Genomic DNA, 14,267 nt, shown 5'->3' on the forward strand with positions numbered 1-14,267 from the left:
GGGAAGCCCTCCCTTTACAAATAGGGTTCTGTTTGTGTTACTGAATGAAAGATTCAAAATAAATGTTATGGAATCATCACCTATTCAGTTTATCATATTAGTTGAATGGAGTCTGATTGTATGATTCCAAATTGCAGATAAGAGGTGTCAAACAATATGATCATTGGGATCGGCATAGATATTATTGAAATAGAACGGATCAAACATACATATGAACGTCAGCCAAAATTTGCTGAGCGTATTTTGACAGAGACAGAGCTCCGCCATTTCCATATATTTAAACGTCGAAAAGGCTTGGAGTTTTTAGCCGGCAGATTTGCTGCTAAAGAAGCGTATGCGAAAGCGGCAGGGACAGGTATCGGAAAGCGCCTTAGCTGGAAGGACATTCAAATCCTCCCGAATGAAGCCGGAAAACCAATAATAGAAGTCCGGGATCCTGAGTGGAGTGCCCATGTCTCCATTTCCCATAGCAAAGAATTTGTAGTTGCGCAAGTAATCCTTGAAAGCTCGTCAAGCTAGTCTGCATATTGCCAGAAGTTGTCTCATATATTTGTAGTGCGGTTAGGAGGGAACGCTGAAACATATGGGCAGATGGTCAAGCGAGCAGCCGCCAAAGGTTTTTAACAAGGGGGTGTAGATCCAAGGAAAACTGCTTGCATTCACCATACTGGGAACCTTATACCTCAATTCGCACTACTATAACGTTCAGGGAATCTGTGTATCCCCATGGCGGTGCATCAAAGGCCTATCTGTATAAACATATGTGAGGTCCCTCTTTTGTCATCTATATGAGGCAAAGGAGATGAAAAATTTGAAAAGAATACTCTCGCTTCTTGTGATTGCACTCATGATCACGGTGCTTGCTGCTTGTGGGTCGAAAAGCCAGAAGGATGTACTGTCGGATTTAGAAAGTACGATGGATAAAATGTCCGGTTATAAATCTGAGGCTACAATGACTCTCCAGACTGGAGAAAATCCACTGACCTATGAGATTGAAATTTGGCATAAAAAGCCGAGTTTCTACCGGGTCAGCTTGAAAAACGCCGAGAAGGATCAAAGCCAAATGATTCTGAGAAACAGTGATGGTGTGTTCGTGTTGACACCAGCACTCAACAAGAGCTTCCGCTTCCAGAGTGATTGGCCGGAAAACAGCAGCCAGGTGTACTTGATGGAATCTTTGATCAGCGATATCCTGATGGATGATGATCGTAATTTCAAGACTGGAGACAAAGGCTATGTCTTCAATACCAAAACAAATTATCAAAACAAGAACCTTTACCAGCAAGAGATCACCCTTGATAAGTCCAACTTGCTCCCGAGCAAAGTGAAAGTAATGGACAAAGATATGAAGGTCTTAGTAGATGTAAAGTTCAAGAATACGAAGTTGAATACGAAATTCGACGACGGAGCGTTCGATATGGAGCGCAACATGGAAAGTGCCCAGCTGGAAGTTCCGACAATGGCATCAGGGGAGAAAGACAAGAAACTCACCCCGGTGTTTCCGGAATTCGTTCCTGAGGGTACGACATTGTTAAACCAGGTCGCGAACAGCACAGGTGATGAAGCCATTCTCACATACGCGGGAGATCAATCATTCACCATCATCCAAAAGCAAGCGACTGTTGCACCTGCAGCCAAGATGCTGACGATGAACGAAGGTGAGCTTGTCGATTTAGGTTTTGCAGTTGGTGTATTGAATGGTACAACACTTAGCTGGTCAGTCGATGGAGTAGATTATTACCTTGCCTCGAACGATCTGACAGTAGAAGATATGGCAGCAATCGCATCATCAATGGTGACGACGCAAGGAAAATGATGGATTGACAGGCTGGAAGAATAGAACTGATATTCTTTTAAGCCTGTTTTTTTGTGAATAGTGGCTTTCGAATATCGGTGCCAGGCACCGAAACAGACCCCAACTGCCCCAAGGGTTTTCAAATTGTACCAGGCACCGAAAGAGAGTCCTACTGGGGCAAGGCATCTGAGTCGGTGCCTGGTACACAAAGATTAAACACTGCTAAACACAACAGGTAACCTCCAAAAATAAATTTACCGTTTCGAAATGGTTATGTACAATAGAAGGAAATAGATTGGGCTAGGAGTCGTTTTCATGCAATTCTACAGACCTACTTGGGCAGAAATCAATTTGGATCACATTATAGATAACTACCTTCATATACAAAACCATTTAAAGGGCGGGACGAAAGTAATGGCGATTGTGAAGGCTAATGGATATGGACATGGTGCCGTACAAGTCACAACAAGCCTGATCGAAAATGGTGTGGATCACTTAGGTGTAGCTCTGTTGGATGAAGCGATTGCCCTCAGAAGAGCCGGAATCCAGACACCGATCCATGTTCTAGGGTGGACTGATCCTGAATATGCTTCAATAGCTGCACAATACAACATTTCATTAACCGTTTTTCAATCCGAATGGCTGCAAAATCTAGATGGAATGGAAGATGAATTAAAGCTTCATATCAAGTTTGATACTGGCATGGGCCGTTTAGGTATAAATGATGAGAATGAGGCAAGGATAATAATCAATCAAATTAAACAAAATCAGAGTTTGAAGTTAGAAGGCGTTTTCTCACATTTTGCAACAGCTGATGAACTAGACTCCGAGCTTGTGGATCGTCAAATGAATCGCTTTTCGGACTACCTCTCTCTTTTAGAGGGCGAAGGTGTATCTCCAGGGCTCATCCATTTCGGAAACAGTGCCGGGGCTATTCGCTTTCCGGAGTATAAACAACATTATGTCCGGGTTGGAATTTCGCTTTATGGCCTTTCTCCATCAGAGGAGATTAAAAGTATCCTGCCATTTCCTCTTAAACAAGCTTTTTCATTACACAGCAGGTTGACCCATGTGAAAAGAATCAAACCTGGAGATACCTTAAGTTACGGGGCGACTTATCGTGCTGAAAAGGAAGAGTGGGTTGGAACAGTACCTATCGGGTATGCAGATGGATGGTTCCGAAGATATGCTGAAAAAGGCTCAGTCCTCGTCAATGGTCAATTGGCAAAAATCGTCGGCCGCATCTGTATGGATCAGCTTATGGTGAAATTGCCATATAAGATTGCTGTAGGAACTGAAGTCATACTATTGGGGCATCAAGGGTCTGAGGCGATTACCATCGATGATGTTGCAAACCAAAACGGAACGATCAACTATGAAATACCCTGCGCGATCTCCTCTCGAGTGCCGAGAATTTACAAAAAAAATAACAAAATCATTGAAACAATGAATCAAACTTTAAATAATTCGTAAATTATTAAAGGAAATCGGCTGATATTGGCGAAAAGGATATACTGAGATTGCTTTGCAAAATTACGTCTAGGATGGTACTATTAATAGGGGATTTCAGAGAGAGCGTAGCAGTTAGCTGGAGGTGGATTTTTGTGTCAGATCTGAACACAAAGCGAATTGTCATAAGCTTACCGGAGCAACTGATAAAAGAGGTGGACGGAGCGATTATGAACGAAAACTTGAACAGAAGCGAGTTTATTCATCAGGCAACCAAAATGTATCTGCGAGAACGGGAGAGCAGCCATATCCGTGAGTCAATGCGTCAAGGGTATAAGGAAATGGCCAAAATCAATTTGAACATTGCATCAGAAGCCTTTCTTGCTGAGGAGGAAGCTGATCTAACTTTGGACCGCTTAGTAAGCGGGGTGTAATGATTTGATAGTGAAGCGTGGCGACGTTTACTTTGCAGATCTTTCTCCAGTAGTAGGGTCGGAGCAAGGAGGTATCCGGCCGGTATTGATCATACAAAATGATATCGGTAACCGGTTTAGTCCGACAGTAATCGTCGCGGCCATTACAGCCCAGATTCAAAAGGCTAAACTACCTACTCACGTAGAAATCAGCGCTAAAAAATATAAGTTCGAACGAGACTCTGTCATCTTACTAGAACAGATCCGGACAATCGACAAACAAAGATTAACAGACAAAATAACACATCTAGACGATGAAATGATGAAAAAAGTTGATGATGCTCTTCAAATCAGCCTGGGGCTCATCGATTTTTAACCGTCATGACAGAGTAAGCTGCTGATTTTCCAGCGGCTTTTTTACATTTAAAGAACGTTTTGTCTTTATTCAATATCAGTGTAACTACGGCTCAGTCTGCGCTAAAATCTTGGCAAATCCCGAGTTTTCTTTAAAAGATAAGAAAGTATAAATTCGATGAAGTGATGTCTAGCTCACCGCCCAACCCCTTGGATCACTTCAGTCCTCCTGCGGCGGCGACACATTGATTTAAGTCGAAGTGTTTACCCACGCAAAACCGAACTTTGTTTGGTTCGAGCCTCACGATACCGTTCGATTCGCGTAGGACTTCCAGTGACCTGCGTGGTTAACCAGGACATTTTCGCTTTTCTTATAGATAAAAGGGTTGTGTGATCAGCTCTTGCCTTTTGAGTAGCATGACGTTAAAAGGGTTTGGTTTTCCCGGATTCCAAGCCTTCTGACAAAAAATACAATCGAAGACGAAGAGTTTAATGTAAGAAGGACATTTACGCAGCTATGCATAAACGAGGCCATAAAGTCAAAAGAATTGAAAGATTTACACAATAATGAAATAATGTTTTTATGGATTATTTTTGATCGGAGGGTACTGGAATGTATTCGACAATAAATGAAGTTATCATTCATAATCGTTCATCTATTGAAGAAGAATGGAAGTCGCAGATGATGCAATTTAAAGAAGATGAGCGTGAATTAGCTAGTGTTACGAATGAAGTATACAAAAATTCAAATACAGAGTTCATAGATAATTTATTAAACCATGTCATAGATGGTCAAGATGAGATAAGTTCAGACCTTCAAGATTTCTTTGAAAGAACAGTCCAGATCGGATGGCCTTTGAGTTATGTAACAAAGGGCCTTCAACTTTTTCGTCGAATCGGATTGAAAACCATTGTTAATAAAAAAGAAAACATTGATGGCATCATGGATACGTTCGAGGTTTTCGATCGGTCGATAGACACCCTCTACGAAAAAATCGTAACGTATTCCACACAGAATTGGAAAGATACCATATCCGTACAGAAGAAAGCCTTACTTGAATTATCAGCACCGCTGATCCCTGTTTTTGAGAGTATCAGTGTCATGCCTCTGATCGGAACCATTGACACAGAACGGGCAAGGTTGATTATGGAGAATCTGTTGGATGGTGTCATAAAAAATCGCTCTCAAGTGGTATTGATTGATATAACAGGTGTTCCTGTAGTCGATACGATGGTCGCCCATCATATCATCCAAGCAGCAGAAGCTGTAAGATTGATCGGATCTAAATGCATCCTTGTCGGAATCCGTCCGGAAATTGCCCAAACTATCGTTAACCTTGGAATCGATTTAAGTGAATTCCCTACAAGAAGTACTCTACTCAAAGGAATCGAAGCAGCACTGGAATTAACGAATAAAAAAATAGAAGCCTTATCGTAGGGGGGACTACGGATGAGAGTACCAATTCTTAAACTTCATGAATATTTATTGATTTCAATTCAAGTCGAACTTGATGATAAGACTGCTTTGCAATTCCAGGAAGATTTATTAAGTAAGATCCATGACACAGGCGCTAAAGGGATCGTCATAGACCTTACTTCAGTGGACATGGTCGATTCCTTTATTGCGAAGGTACTTGGCGATGTCGTCAAAATGTCTAATTTGATGGGTGCCAGAGTGGTTTTGACTGGGATACAACCACCTGTAGCCATAACATTGATTGACCTTGGCATCAATATGAGGGATGTGCCAACTGCTTTAGATTTAGAACAGGGGCTAGATAAATTACAACAGGACTTGGAGGGATGACTATGGCCATCCAATCCTGTGTAGATGTGCGTAATGAATGGGATATTGTAAGTGCACGCCAACTGGGACGGGATTTAGCGAAAGATCTTGGTTTTTCAAGTGTGGATCAAGCTAGGATCACTACGGCGATATCCGAATTAGCAAGAAACATATATCTATATGCAGGGAATGGAAGAATCTGCATCGAGCCGATTGAAGAAGGAAACCGTAGAGGCCTCCGAATCATCGCCAATGATACCGGTCCTGGAATTCAGGATATACGTAAAGTAATGGAAGATGGATATACAACGTCCGGTGGTCTGGGAGCTGGTCTGCCGGGAGTGAAAAGACTTATGGATGAGTTTGCAATTCATTCCACAGTAGATGTAGGTACAGAAATTCATATAACGAAATGGCTCCGCTAGGAGGATCGCAGATGTTGGGGGAAAAAGGTTTATTAGTAGAAAGATATGAGCAATTTTTATCTGCTTATTTAAGCGGCAGAACAGAACAAGCCTTATATAAAGCGCAACAATTCAGCCGGAAAATGATCGAACAAAACATCTCCCCTGAAGAAGTGATCAATATTCACTATACGGTACTGGAATCACTGAACGGAGACATTCCTGAACAAGTGAAAGACTCATTTGATTTCTTGATTGAAGTCATGATGGGATACGGCATGGCATATCGGGAACATCAAATTCTCCGTGATAAACAATTGGCCCTTGAATCTGAGATTGAGGTGGCTGCTAGCATGCAGCAGACTCTTCTTCAAGGGGAAGTGCCAACAGTCGATGCATTGGAAATCGGCGTGATCAGTAAAGCGGCCAAGAAAATGAGCGGGGATTACTATCATTTCGTCCAAAACAGCCCTGATTCGATTAGTGTGGCTGTAGCGGATGTTATCGGAAAGGGCGTACCCGCTGCCCTTTGTATGTCCATGATCAAATATGCGATGGACAGTTTGCCTGAACAACAGAACCATCCAAGTATCGTTCTTGAAAACTTAAACCGTGTGGTGGAACAGAACGTTGATCCGACCATGTTCATTACGATGTTTTATGGTCATTACAACACAGACCTTCATCGCTTTTTTTATGCTGGTGCAGGTCATGAGCCAGGATTTTATTACAATGCCTTGACTGACGGTTTCGAAGAATTCACTGCCAAAGGCCTTGTGTTAGGTGTCTCTCGGAACACGAAATACAAACAATACGAAAAGAAGATTGAAGTCGGGGACATGATCATCATGCTTTCAGACGGTGTCACAGAGTGCCGGACAAGCAGTGGCTTCATTTCAAGAGATGAAGTGGTTTACTTGATACGTTCCCACATGCATTTATCGCCACAAGAAATCGTAGATAATGTCTATGCTGAACTGGAACAATTACAGGAATTTGAATTGCGTGATGATTTTACCTTGATAATTTTAAAAAGAACGGTTTAGTTTCAGTTAGGTTGTGGTATGGATAGAGTAATGCATTCCTATATACCAAGGGGGAAGTCAATGATGAATTTACAGATCCAAAAGAAAGACACAGATGATCATATAGACGAGTTGGTTCTAATCGGTGAGGTTGATGCCTATACAGCACCTAAACTGAAAGAAACATTGCTGGAAGCTGCACAAAAGCAAGGACAAAAAATCATTGTCAATCTCAGTGGTGTTCAATATATGGATAGTACGGGTCTAGGTGTTTTCGTAGGCGCTCTAAAATCCTCACAGCAATCCGGAAGTACCTTGACTTTGACAGGTATGACCGAACGGGTTGAAAGGTTGTTCGAGATCACGGGTCTCACAGAAGTGATAAACATCGAGAACACCCAAGAGGAGGAGGCGCGATGAGTGACATTATCGAAATGGTGATACCAGCAAAGCCTGATTATGTTGGTGTGGCCAGGTTGACGGTTTCTGGGATAGCCAGCAGAATGGGGTATACTTTTGACGAAATCGAAGACATTAAAATCGCAGTCTCTGAAGCGATCACGAATGCAGTGAATCATGCATACGGAGCAGAGGATAAGGGTGAAATCCACCTGTCCTATGGAATGTATGACGATAAGATTGAGATCACTGTCACGGATAAAGGAAAGAGTTTTGATGTAGAAGCAACAAAACTTAGTACCGGTCCGGTCAATGGAAAGCCAGTCGATCAAATTAATGAAGGAGGGTTGGGTCTTTTCTTGATTGAGACGCTAATGGACAAAGTGGATATTAGCGATGAAGCAGGAGTGGTAGTCATGATGACGAAATACCTAAACAGAGATGAGGTGGATGAAAGTGTCGACCAATACAAGTCAGCCCCCTCACAATAAGGACTTCGTCTATGAGTTGTTGGAACAGCTTCGGGAAGACCCCGAAAACCAGGAAATCCAAACCATTCTTGTTGAACATTATCAAGATCTGGTCCATTCACTCGCACGTAAATTTTCGAAAGGGAAAAGCATCCACGATGACTTAGTGCAAGTCGGCATGATCGGTCTTCTGGCTGCTTTTCGACGTTATGACCCTGAGTTTGGAAGAGGCTTCGAATCATTCGCGGTTCCGACGATCATCGGAGAAATCAAACGCTTTATCCGTGATAAAACATGGAGTGTCCATGTACCACGTAGGATCAAGGAACTTAGCCCGAGGATAAAGAGGGCAGTTGAAGAACTTACAAATCAATTGCAACGTTCACCTAAAGTTGCAGAAATTGCAGATTATCTAGAAACTTCTGAAGAAGAAATCCTTGAAACGATGGAAATGGGTAAAAGTTATCAAGCCCTTTCAGTCGACAGCTCTATTGAAGCTGACCAGGAAGGAAGTACCGTTACTCTCTTGGATCTTGTAGGGAGTACGGAAAGCGGTTATGAACAAACAGATCAGCGCATGTTGCTGCAAAAAGCTTTTCATGTATTGTCAGAACGGGAACAACAGATTTTGCGATGCACTTACTTTGAAAATTTAAGTCAAAAAGAAACAGGTAAACGCTTGAATATTTCACAGATGCATGTTTCGAGACTACAACGCAGAGCACTTGAAAAGTTGAAGGATGCAATACGTGTCGATCCGTCGGAGGCACTTAACCATGATTGAAAACAATGTCCATTATCATGTTGACTGGAGTACCTTCCAACGTTCCAAAGTGGAAGGACAGTGTAACGGTGACAGTTATTTTGCCAAAGAAACAGATGATTATTTCATCTGCATAGTGGCCGACGGACTAGGTAGCGGGCAAGCGGCACATGATGCGTCCACTAAAACGGTAAAAGTCGTAGAAGAACATCACAACAAAAATGTAGATACACTGATGAGTCTGTGCAATAAGTCTCTCCAATACACAAGGGGGGCAGTATTGACGATTTTCAAAGTCCATTTCAAAAAGAACTTGCTTGAATATTGTGGTGTAGGCAACATTCGATTGATTATTGGCCAGCCATCTGGAAAAATCGTCCATGCAATTCCGAAATCGGGCTTCCTGTCAGGAAAACCTGCCAAATTTGATGTAAGAGAAATTGAATACCAAGCAGGTTTCATGTTTATTGCTTATTCTGACGGCATTGAACTTTCCTCGCCGGATAAACGGAATGTGATGAAATCACAGAATCCTAAAGCGGCAGCGAGTTATCTGCGGCAAAAATGCAGTATTATCGCTGATGATATGACCTTTGTTATAGGCAAAGTTACCTAAAGAGTTTTCTCATAGTAAGTGGGGGAGCTCTTTTTTTTGTGTCATTAGAAGTCATTCTTCGGGAAAGTGCAACCTTCAGGTGACTTCATAACCGTTGATTACATAGCAGGGGTTTCTTTGGTAGACTTGTACGTATATCAGTTTTATGAGGAGGAGCAAGTTTTGGAGATGAATAATGAACTCATTTCACAAGTAGCCAAGGAAACAAAATTATCCTTGAAATACGTTAAGAATATCATTGACCTTCTAGAAGAGGGAAATACTGTACCTTTTATTGCGAGGTACCGTAAAGAATTGACCGGCGCAGCTGATGAAGTGCAGATCCGAAGTGTTTCAGAGGAATGGGAATACAGACGGAACCTTGAAAAACGAAAAGAGGAAGTCCTTCGTTTAATTGAAGAACAAGACAAATTGACGGATGAATTGAGGACAGAAATACATAAGGCGACGAAACTTCAACAGGTTGAGGACCTTTACCGTCCTTATAAGCAAAAGAAACGCACACGTGCGACCACCGCGAAGGAAAAAGGGTTAGAACCACTGGCAGTTCTGATTCTTGAACAGAAAAAAGGTGTGGACATAGAGGCAGAAGCCCAAAGATTCATTTCAGAAGACAAGAAAGTTCTTAGTATTGAAGAAGCCATCCAGGGTGCTGAGGATATCATTGCTGAGAGGGTATCTGATGATTCAGAAAACCGATCCTGGATCCGTTCGATCACTTTTCAGGAGGGTATTGTCGAAACAAAACTGAAAGGAAAGGTAGAACCTGAAGAGAAAACGTACGAGATGTACTATGACTATCAGGAGCCTGTTAAAAAAATCGTTCCTCACCGCACATTAGCAGTCAATCGCGGAGAAAAGGAAGATGTCCTGAAGGTTTCCATTTCAGCTCCTACAGATAAAATCCTGAGAAAATTGAACAATAAGTATATAAAAGGGCAATCCTCCTCTACGGTTTATATCGAACGTGCAATCCTAGACGGATACAAGCGATTGGTTTCCCCCTCGATTGAACGCGATATTCGGAGTGAATTGACGGAGACTGCGGATGAACAAGCGATACGGATCTTTTCGGAGAACCTCAGACATCTTTTATTGCAACCACCGCTGAAAGGAAAGATAGCGCTCGGTGTGGATCCGGGTTATCGAACAGGTTGTAAGCTAGCAGTGGTCGATGAAACGGGCAAGACACTAGCGGTTGATGTGATATACCCGACTCCGCCGAAATCTGAAACGGAAAAATCAAAATCAATCCTGAAAGGTTTGATTGAACGTCATGACGTTGAAATTGTTGCTATAGGAAATGGAACAGGCTCCAGGGAGACTGAACAATTCGTTGCCGAACTCATCAAAGAGATGGACCGTCCTTTAGTTTATTTGATCGTTAGTGAAGCTGGAGCGAGTGTATATTCCGCATCGGATATTGCTCGCCAGGAGTTTCCTGATCTAAAGGTAGAAGAGCGGAGTGCAGTATCGATCGCACGTAGGCTTCAGGACCCATTATCTGAACTTGTAAAAATCGATCCGAAGTCAATTGGTGTCGGCCAGTACCAGCATGATGTCTCGCAGAAACGTTTAAATGAGTCCCTTACATTCGTTGTGGAGACTGTGGTCAACCAAGTGGGTGTCAATGTAAACACAGCTTCTCCATCCTTGTTACAGTACGTAGCAGGCCTCTCGAAAGCTGTTGCAAATAACATCGTGAAGAAAAGAGAGGAAGAAGGGAAGTTCACAAGCAGAACCCAATTAAAAAAGATTCCACGTCTCGGTACGAAGACGTACGAGCAATGTATCGGTTTCTTAAGGATCGTCGAAGGGAAGCATCCTCTCGATCAAACTCCGATACACCCTGAAACCTATGCAGATACACGCAAGTTGTTGAGTTTATTGGGGTTGACAGAACAAGAAATCGGAACAGATGAGATTCGGAAGAAACTCCAGTCGATTGAATTGAAAGAGTACGCCGAGAGACTGGATATCGGGGAACTGACCTTAAAGGATATCGTCGATGCACTGGTTAAACCATCAAGGGATCCACGGGATGAAGTGACGAAACCTTTATTGAAGACAGATGTTTTGAGGATGGAGGACCTGAAAGAAGGAATGGAACTGGAAGGAACTGTCCGGAATGTCGTCGACTTTGGCGCGTTTGTCGATATCGGGGTCAAACAGGACGGACTTGTCCATATCTCAAAGCTTAGCAAAAACTACGTCAAACATCCTATGGATGTCGTGCACGTAGGTCAAGTCGTAAAGGTTTGGGTAGAACAGGTAAATCTGGATAAGCAACGGATCGCTCTGACGATGGTTACCAATTAAGGAATAGACAAAAAGCACTGCTTACTAGGAGCAGTGTTTTTTTCTGTAGAAAAACCAGCATTGGTTTAATAATTTGATTTGATAGCGGTCTTTGTTAAAATAAGCATTCCTCAACTGCTTTTTAAACCAGTAAGGCACGATGAGCCCTCCTCACTTTCCTTAATGGTGGTTATTAGTCTATGTACAACTGCTTGCCATTGTTCGTGTCAGACTGTTTACTTTTCATTTCGCTGCACCTTTGGCACAATAGATGGTAGTAACGTAAAGGATTGAAGGAAATGGATATAAAAACACTACAACAATTAGTTGAAGATACATCACTTGAGTTTTTCGGCAGACCCTTTAGGCATAAAGCACGGTTCAATCATCGACTAAAAACGACAGGCGGAAGGTATCTGTTGAGAAGCCATGATCTTGAATTCAATCAAAAGCAGCTTGAAGAACATGGGATGGAAGCGTTTATCGGTATCATCAAACATGAGCTTTGCCATTATCATCTTCATCTGACGAAAAAAGGTTATAGGCATCGTGACCGTGATTTCAAGCAGTTGCTGAAGGAAGTCGGCGGCAGCCGATATTGTGAAGTGATTCCTGGTCAGAGAAGGCAAGAAAAGGTCAAATTCATCTATTTATGTAATAATTGCGGGCAACGATATCCTAGAAAACGGAGAGTGGATATTCGTAAATTTTCCTGTGGGAAATGCAGAGGGAAGTTGAAGCAAAAAAGTATTGACTAAAAAATACGTGTATGTTACCTTAATTAAGTCGCTACAGAGACAACTTCTACAAATACGACTAGGTCACTTAAAGAAATTCGGCAATGCCAAACCTTGGTAAAGGTTAGCCATAACCGCATTTTTACTGAAGAGTGCAACAAATAATTTATTTTTCTTCTAAAAAAGTTATTGACTTCATCGTTTGTGTGTAGTATGATATTTATTGTCGCCAAAAAACAGAAACACACATTATTCCACAGTAGCTCAGTGGTAGAGCTATCGGCTGTTAACCGATCGGTCGCAGGTTCGAGTCCTGCCTGTGGAGCCATGCGGAGAAGTACCCAAGTGGCTGAAGGGGCGCCCCTGCTAAGGGTGTAGGTCGTGTAAGCGGCGCGAGGGTTCAAATCCCTCCTTCTCCGCCATTCTATTCCAATTCAAACGTTGCAGCTGGCCCCTTGGTCAAGTGGTTAAGACACCGCCCTTTCACGGCGGTAACACGGGTTCGAATCCCGTAGGGGTCACCATTTACTTCATATAAAATCAGCTGGTGCACAATACGGTATGCACAGCAAATGAATTACCAAGTGGACCCGTGGTGTAGGGGTTAACATGCCTGCCTGTCACGCAGGAGATCGCCGGTTCAAATCCGGTCGGGTCCGCCATTTATAATTTGAAAATTTTATTGTTATGCGATGGGCTATAGCCAAGCGGTAAGGCAACGGACTTTGACTCCGTCATGCGTTGGTTCGAATCCAGCTAGCCCAGCCATAAGGAGCCATTAGCTCAGTTGGTAGAGCATCTGACTTTTAATCAGAGGGTCGAAGGTTCGAGTCCTTCATGGCTCACCACTTTTTTGCGGGTGTGGCGGAATTGGCAGACGCGCTAGACTTAGGATCTAGTGTCCTTGCGACGTGGGGGTTCAAGTCCCTCCACCCGCACCATATTTTAAAAATGGTGCAACGTCTTTTATGGAAGGTGCATCACTAGTTTTAAACAGCACAATTTAGCGGTCGTGGCGGAATGGCAGACGCGCTAGCTTGAGGGGCTAGTGGGTGTATACCCGTGGAGGTTCGAGTCCTCTCGACCGCACCATAAAAATCAACTTCAAACATGAATCAATGCGCCCGTAGCTCAATTGGATAGAGCGTCTGACTACGGATCAGAAGGTTAGGGGTTCGACTCCTCTCGGGCGCGCCATTTAACGGGAAGTGGCTCAGCTTGGTAGAGCACCTGGTTTGGGACCAGGGGGTCGCAGGTTCAAATCCTGTCTTCCCGACCATCACATTTGCGGGTGTAGTTTAGTGGTAAAACAAGAGCCTTCCAAGCTCTGGTCGTGAGTTCGATTCTCATCACCCGCTCCATTTAATTATGGGCCTATAGCTCAGCTGGTTAGAGCGCACGCCTGATAAGCGTGAGGTCGGTGGTTCGAGTCCACTTAGGCCCACCATTAACACCTCCTTCGAATAGAGTTTCTGTCAATTTTGGATCTCCAACATCGAAGTCGGCCCATTCATGGGCAATACAGCTCTTTGAAAACTGAACAAAAGCCAAGCGTGAAACGGGTCTTTTTTAAAAAGAACCCAAAATCAATTTCGATTTACATTTAATGAGCAATCAAACAATGCTCAAAAAATTCAGTGGCATTTGCCCAACAATTTTTTGGAGAGTTTGATCCTGGCTCAGGACGAACGCTGGCGGCGTGCCTAATACATGCAAGTCGAGCGGACCAACGAGGAGCTTGCTCCTCAGAGGTCAGCG

The 14,267-nt window shown here is 43.0% G+C and carries 16 protein-coding genes, 12 tRNA genes and 1 rRNA gene; 28 read left to right on the plus strand and 1 reads right to left on the minus strand.

What is annotated here, in order from left to right:
- The first annotated feature begins 156 nt into the window (after positions 1-156).
- The 14 genes from acpS to L1611_RS19020 all read left to right on the plus strand — a co-directional run bounded on the left by acpS (position 157) and on the right by L1611_RS19020 (position 11,793).
- A complete protein-coding gene (gene acpS, locus L1611_RS18955; RefSeq protein WP_236315280.1) occupies positions 157-519 on the plus strand; it encodes a holo-ACP synthase in 363 nt (120 codons plus the stop codon).
- A 283-nt stretch (positions 520-802) separates the two neighbouring features.
- A complete protein-coding gene (locus L1611_RS18960; RefSeq protein WP_236315281.1) occupies positions 803-1,816 on the plus strand; it encodes a LolA family protein in 1,014 nt (337 codons plus the stop codon).
- Between the two features lie 294 nt (positions 1,817-2,110).
- Positions 2,111-3,268, plus strand: a complete 1,158-nt coding sequence (gene alr, locus L1611_RS18965; protein WP_236315282.1) for an alanine racemase — start codon at positions 2,111-2,113, stop codon at positions 3,266-3,268.
- Positions 3,269-3,399: 131 nt separating this feature from the next.
- Positions 3,400-3,678: a CopG family ribbon-helix-helix protein gene (locus tag L1611_RS18970; RefSeq protein ID WP_225066439.1), complete on the plus strand. Its 279-nt coding sequence runs from the start codon at positions 3,400-3,402 to the stop codon at positions 3,676-3,678.
- A 4-nt stretch (positions 3,679-3,682) separates the two neighbouring features.
- Positions 3,683-4,033: a type II toxin-antitoxin system PemK/MazF family toxin gene (locus tag L1611_RS18975; protein WP_221569017.1), complete on the plus strand. Its 351-nt coding sequence runs from the start codon at positions 3,683-3,685 to the stop codon at positions 4,031-4,033.
- Between the two features lie 591 nt (positions 4,034-4,624).
- Positions 4,625-5,449, plus strand: coding sequence for an STAS domain-containing protein (locus tag L1611_RS18980; RefSeq protein ID WP_236315283.1), 825 nt, complete (start codon positions 4,625-4,627; stop codon positions 5,447-5,449).
- A gap of 12 nt (positions 5,450-5,461) precedes the next feature.
- Positions 5,462-5,818 carry an STAS domain-containing protein gene (locus L1611_RS18985; protein WP_236315284.1) on the plus strand — a complete coding sequence of 119 codons (357 nt, stop codon included), beginning with the start codon at positions 5,462-5,464 and terminating at the stop codon, positions 5,816-5,818.
- A 2-nt stretch (positions 5,819-5,820) separates the two neighbouring features.
- The gene (locus L1611_RS18990; protein WP_236315285.1) at positions 5,821-6,222 is read left to right on the plus strand and encodes an anti-sigma regulatory factor; all 402 of its coding nucleotides are present in this window, start codon (positions 5,821-5,823) and stop codon (positions 6,220-6,222) included.
- Between the two features lie 11 nt (positions 6,223-6,233).
- Positions 6,234-7,247 carry a PP2C family protein-serine/threonine phosphatase gene (locus L1611_RS18995; protein WP_322972583.1) on the plus strand — a complete coding sequence of 338 codons (1,014 nt, stop codon included), beginning with the start codon at positions 6,234-6,236 and terminating at the stop codon, positions 7,245-7,247.
- A 63-nt stretch (positions 7,248-7,310) separates the two neighbouring features.
- A complete protein-coding gene (locus L1611_RS19000) occupies positions 7,311-7,646 on the plus strand; it encodes an STAS domain-containing protein (RefSeq protein WP_236315286.1) in 336 nt (111 codons plus the stop codon).
- Positions 7,643-8,116: an anti-sigma B factor RsbW gene (gene rsbW / locus L1611_RS19005; RefSeq protein ID WP_236315287.1), complete on the plus strand. Its 474-nt coding sequence runs from the start codon at positions 7,643-7,645 to the stop codon at positions 8,114-8,116. The genes L1611_RS19000 and rsbW overlap by 4 nt, the downstream gene beginning before the upstream one ends.
- The gene (sigB, locus tag L1611_RS19010) at positions 8,082-8,879 is read left to right on the plus strand and encodes an RNA polymerase sigma factor SigB (RefSeq protein WP_236315288.1); all 798 of its coding nucleotides are present in this window, start codon (positions 8,082-8,084) and stop codon (positions 8,877-8,879) included. Before rsbW ends, sigB begins: the two co-directional genes overlap by 35 nt.
- On the plus strand, positions 8,872-9,474 hold the full coding sequence (locus L1611_RS19015; RefSeq protein ID WP_236315289.1) for a SpoIIE family protein phosphatase: 603 nt from the start codon (positions 8,872-8,874) through the stop codon (positions 9,472-9,474). Before sigB ends, L1611_RS19015 begins: the two co-directional genes overlap by 8 nt.
- Positions 9,475-9,642: 168 nt before the next feature.
- Positions 9,643-11,793: a Tex family protein gene (locus tag L1611_RS19020; RefSeq protein WP_322972584.1), complete on the plus strand. Its 2,151-nt coding sequence runs from the start codon at positions 9,643-9,645 to the stop codon at positions 11,791-11,793.
- 24 nt (positions 11,794-11,817) lie between these two features.
- Here the strand turns inward: L1611_RS19020 and cmpA are convergent, their stop codons facing one another.
- Positions 11,818-11,931, minus strand: coding sequence for a cortex morphogenetic protein CmpA (gene cmpA, locus L1611_RS19025; protein WP_221569009.1), 114 nt, complete (start codon positions 11,929-11,931; stop codon positions 11,818-11,820).
- Positions 11,932-12,071: 140 nt separating this feature from the next.
- On the opposite strand from cmpA, the gene L1611_RS19030 reads away from it, so the two are divergent.
- The 14 genes from L1611_RS19030 to L1611_RS19095 form a co-directional block, all read left to right on the plus strand.
- A complete protein-coding gene (locus tag L1611_RS19030; protein WP_236315291.1) occupies positions 12,072-12,530 on the plus strand; it encodes a SprT family protein in 459 nt (152 codons plus the stop codon).
- Positions 12,531-12,762: 232 nt separating this feature from the next.
- Positions 12,763-12,837: transfer RNA gene (locus L1611_RS19035), tRNA-Asn, on the plus strand.
- 3 nt (positions 12,838-12,840) lie between these two features.
- A tRNA-Ser gene (locus L1611_RS19040) sits at positions 12,841-12,931 on the plus strand.
- A gap of 27 nt (positions 12,932-12,958) precedes the next feature.
- Positions 12,959-13,033 (plus strand) — tRNA-Glu (locus L1611_RS19045).
- 62 nt (positions 13,034-13,095) lie between these two features.
- Positions 13,096-13,171, plus strand: a tRNA-Asp gene (locus L1611_RS19050).
- 31 nt (positions 13,172-13,202) lie between these two features.
- Positions 13,203-13,277 (plus strand) — tRNA-Gln (locus tag L1611_RS19055).
- Positions 13,278-13,281: 4 nt separating this feature from the next.
- A tRNA-Lys gene (locus L1611_RS19060) sits at positions 13,282-13,357 on the plus strand.
- Between the two features lie 7 nt (positions 13,358-13,364).
- A tRNA-Leu gene (locus L1611_RS19065) sits at positions 13,365-13,450 on the plus strand.
- Between the two features lie 65 nt (positions 13,451-13,515).
- Positions 13,516-13,601, plus strand: a tRNA-Leu gene (locus L1611_RS19070).
- Positions 13,602-13,629: 28 nt separating this feature from the next.
- A tRNA-Arg gene (locus L1611_RS19075) sits at positions 13,630-13,706 on the plus strand.
- A 5-nt stretch (positions 13,707-13,711) separates the two neighbouring features.
- Positions 13,712-13,788: transfer RNA gene (locus L1611_RS19080), tRNA-Pro, on the plus strand.
- 8 nt (positions 13,789-13,796) lie between these two features.
- Positions 13,797-13,870: transfer RNA gene (locus tag L1611_RS19085), tRNA-Gly, on the plus strand.
- Positions 13,871-13,879: 9 nt separating this feature from the next.
- Positions 13,880-13,956: transfer RNA gene (locus L1611_RS19090), tRNA-Ile, on the plus strand.
- Between the two features lie 209 nt (positions 13,957-14,165).
- Positions 14,166-14,267: ribosomal RNA gene (locus L1611_RS19095) — 16S ribosomal RNA — on the plus strand; the annotation flags it as partial.

Origin of the sequence: Pseudalkalibacillus salsuginis (assembly GCF_021646685.1) — a bacterium.
In the GTDB taxonomy this organism is placed as follows: domain Bacteria; phylum Bacillota; class Bacilli; order Bacillales; family Fictibacillaceae; genus Pseudalkalibacillus; species Pseudalkalibacillus salsuginis.

What these genes read in the sequence shown, in the direction of transcription:
- alr (WP_236315282.1), top strand. Translation starts at nt 2,111, where the DNA reads ATGCAATTCTACAGACCTACTTGGGCAGAAATCAATTTGGATCACATT.
- acpS (WP_236315280.1), top strand. Translation starts at nt 157, where the DNA reads ATGATCATTGGGATCGGCATAGATATTATTGAAATAGAACGGATCAAA.
- L1611_RS19015 (WP_236315289.1), top strand. Translation starts at nt 8,872, where the DNA reads ATGATTGAAAACAATGTCCATTATCATGTTGACTGGAGTACCTTCCAA.
- L1611_RS18990 (WP_236315285.1), top strand. Translation starts at nt 5,821, where the DNA reads ATGGCCATCCAATCCTGTGTAGATGTGCGTAATGAATGGGATATTGTA.
- L1611_RS18995 (WP_322972583.1), top strand. Translation starts at nt 6,234, where the DNA reads ATGTTGGGGGAAAAAGGTTTATTAGTAGAAAGATATGAGCAATTTTTA.
- L1611_RS18960 (WP_236315281.1), top strand. Translation starts at nt 803, where the DNA reads ATGAAAAATTTGAAAAGAATACTCTCGCTTCTTGTGATTGCACTCATG.
- L1611_RS18980 (WP_236315283.1), top strand. Translation starts at nt 4,625, where the DNA reads ATGTATTCGACAATAAATGAAGTTATCATTCATAATCGTTCATCTATT.
- L1611_RS19030 (WP_236315291.1), top strand. Translation starts at nt 12,072, where the DNA reads ATGGATATAAAAACACTACAACAATTAGTTGAAGATACATCACTTGAG.
- rsbW (WP_236315287.1), top strand. Translation starts at nt 7,643, where the DNA reads ATGAGTGACATTATCGAAATGGTGATACCAGCAAAGCCTGATTATGTT.
- L1611_RS19000 (WP_236315286.1), top strand. Translation starts at nt 7,311, where the DNA reads ATGAATTTACAGATCCAAAAGAAAGACACAGATGATCATATAGACGAG.
- L1611_RS19020 (WP_322972584.1), top strand. Translation starts at nt 9,643, where the DNA reads ATGAATAATGAACTCATTTCACAAGTAGCCAAGGAAACAAAATTATCC.
- L1611_RS18985 (WP_236315284.1), top strand. Translation starts at nt 5,462, where the DNA reads ATGAGAGTACCAATTCTTAAACTTCATGAATATTTATTGATTTCAATT.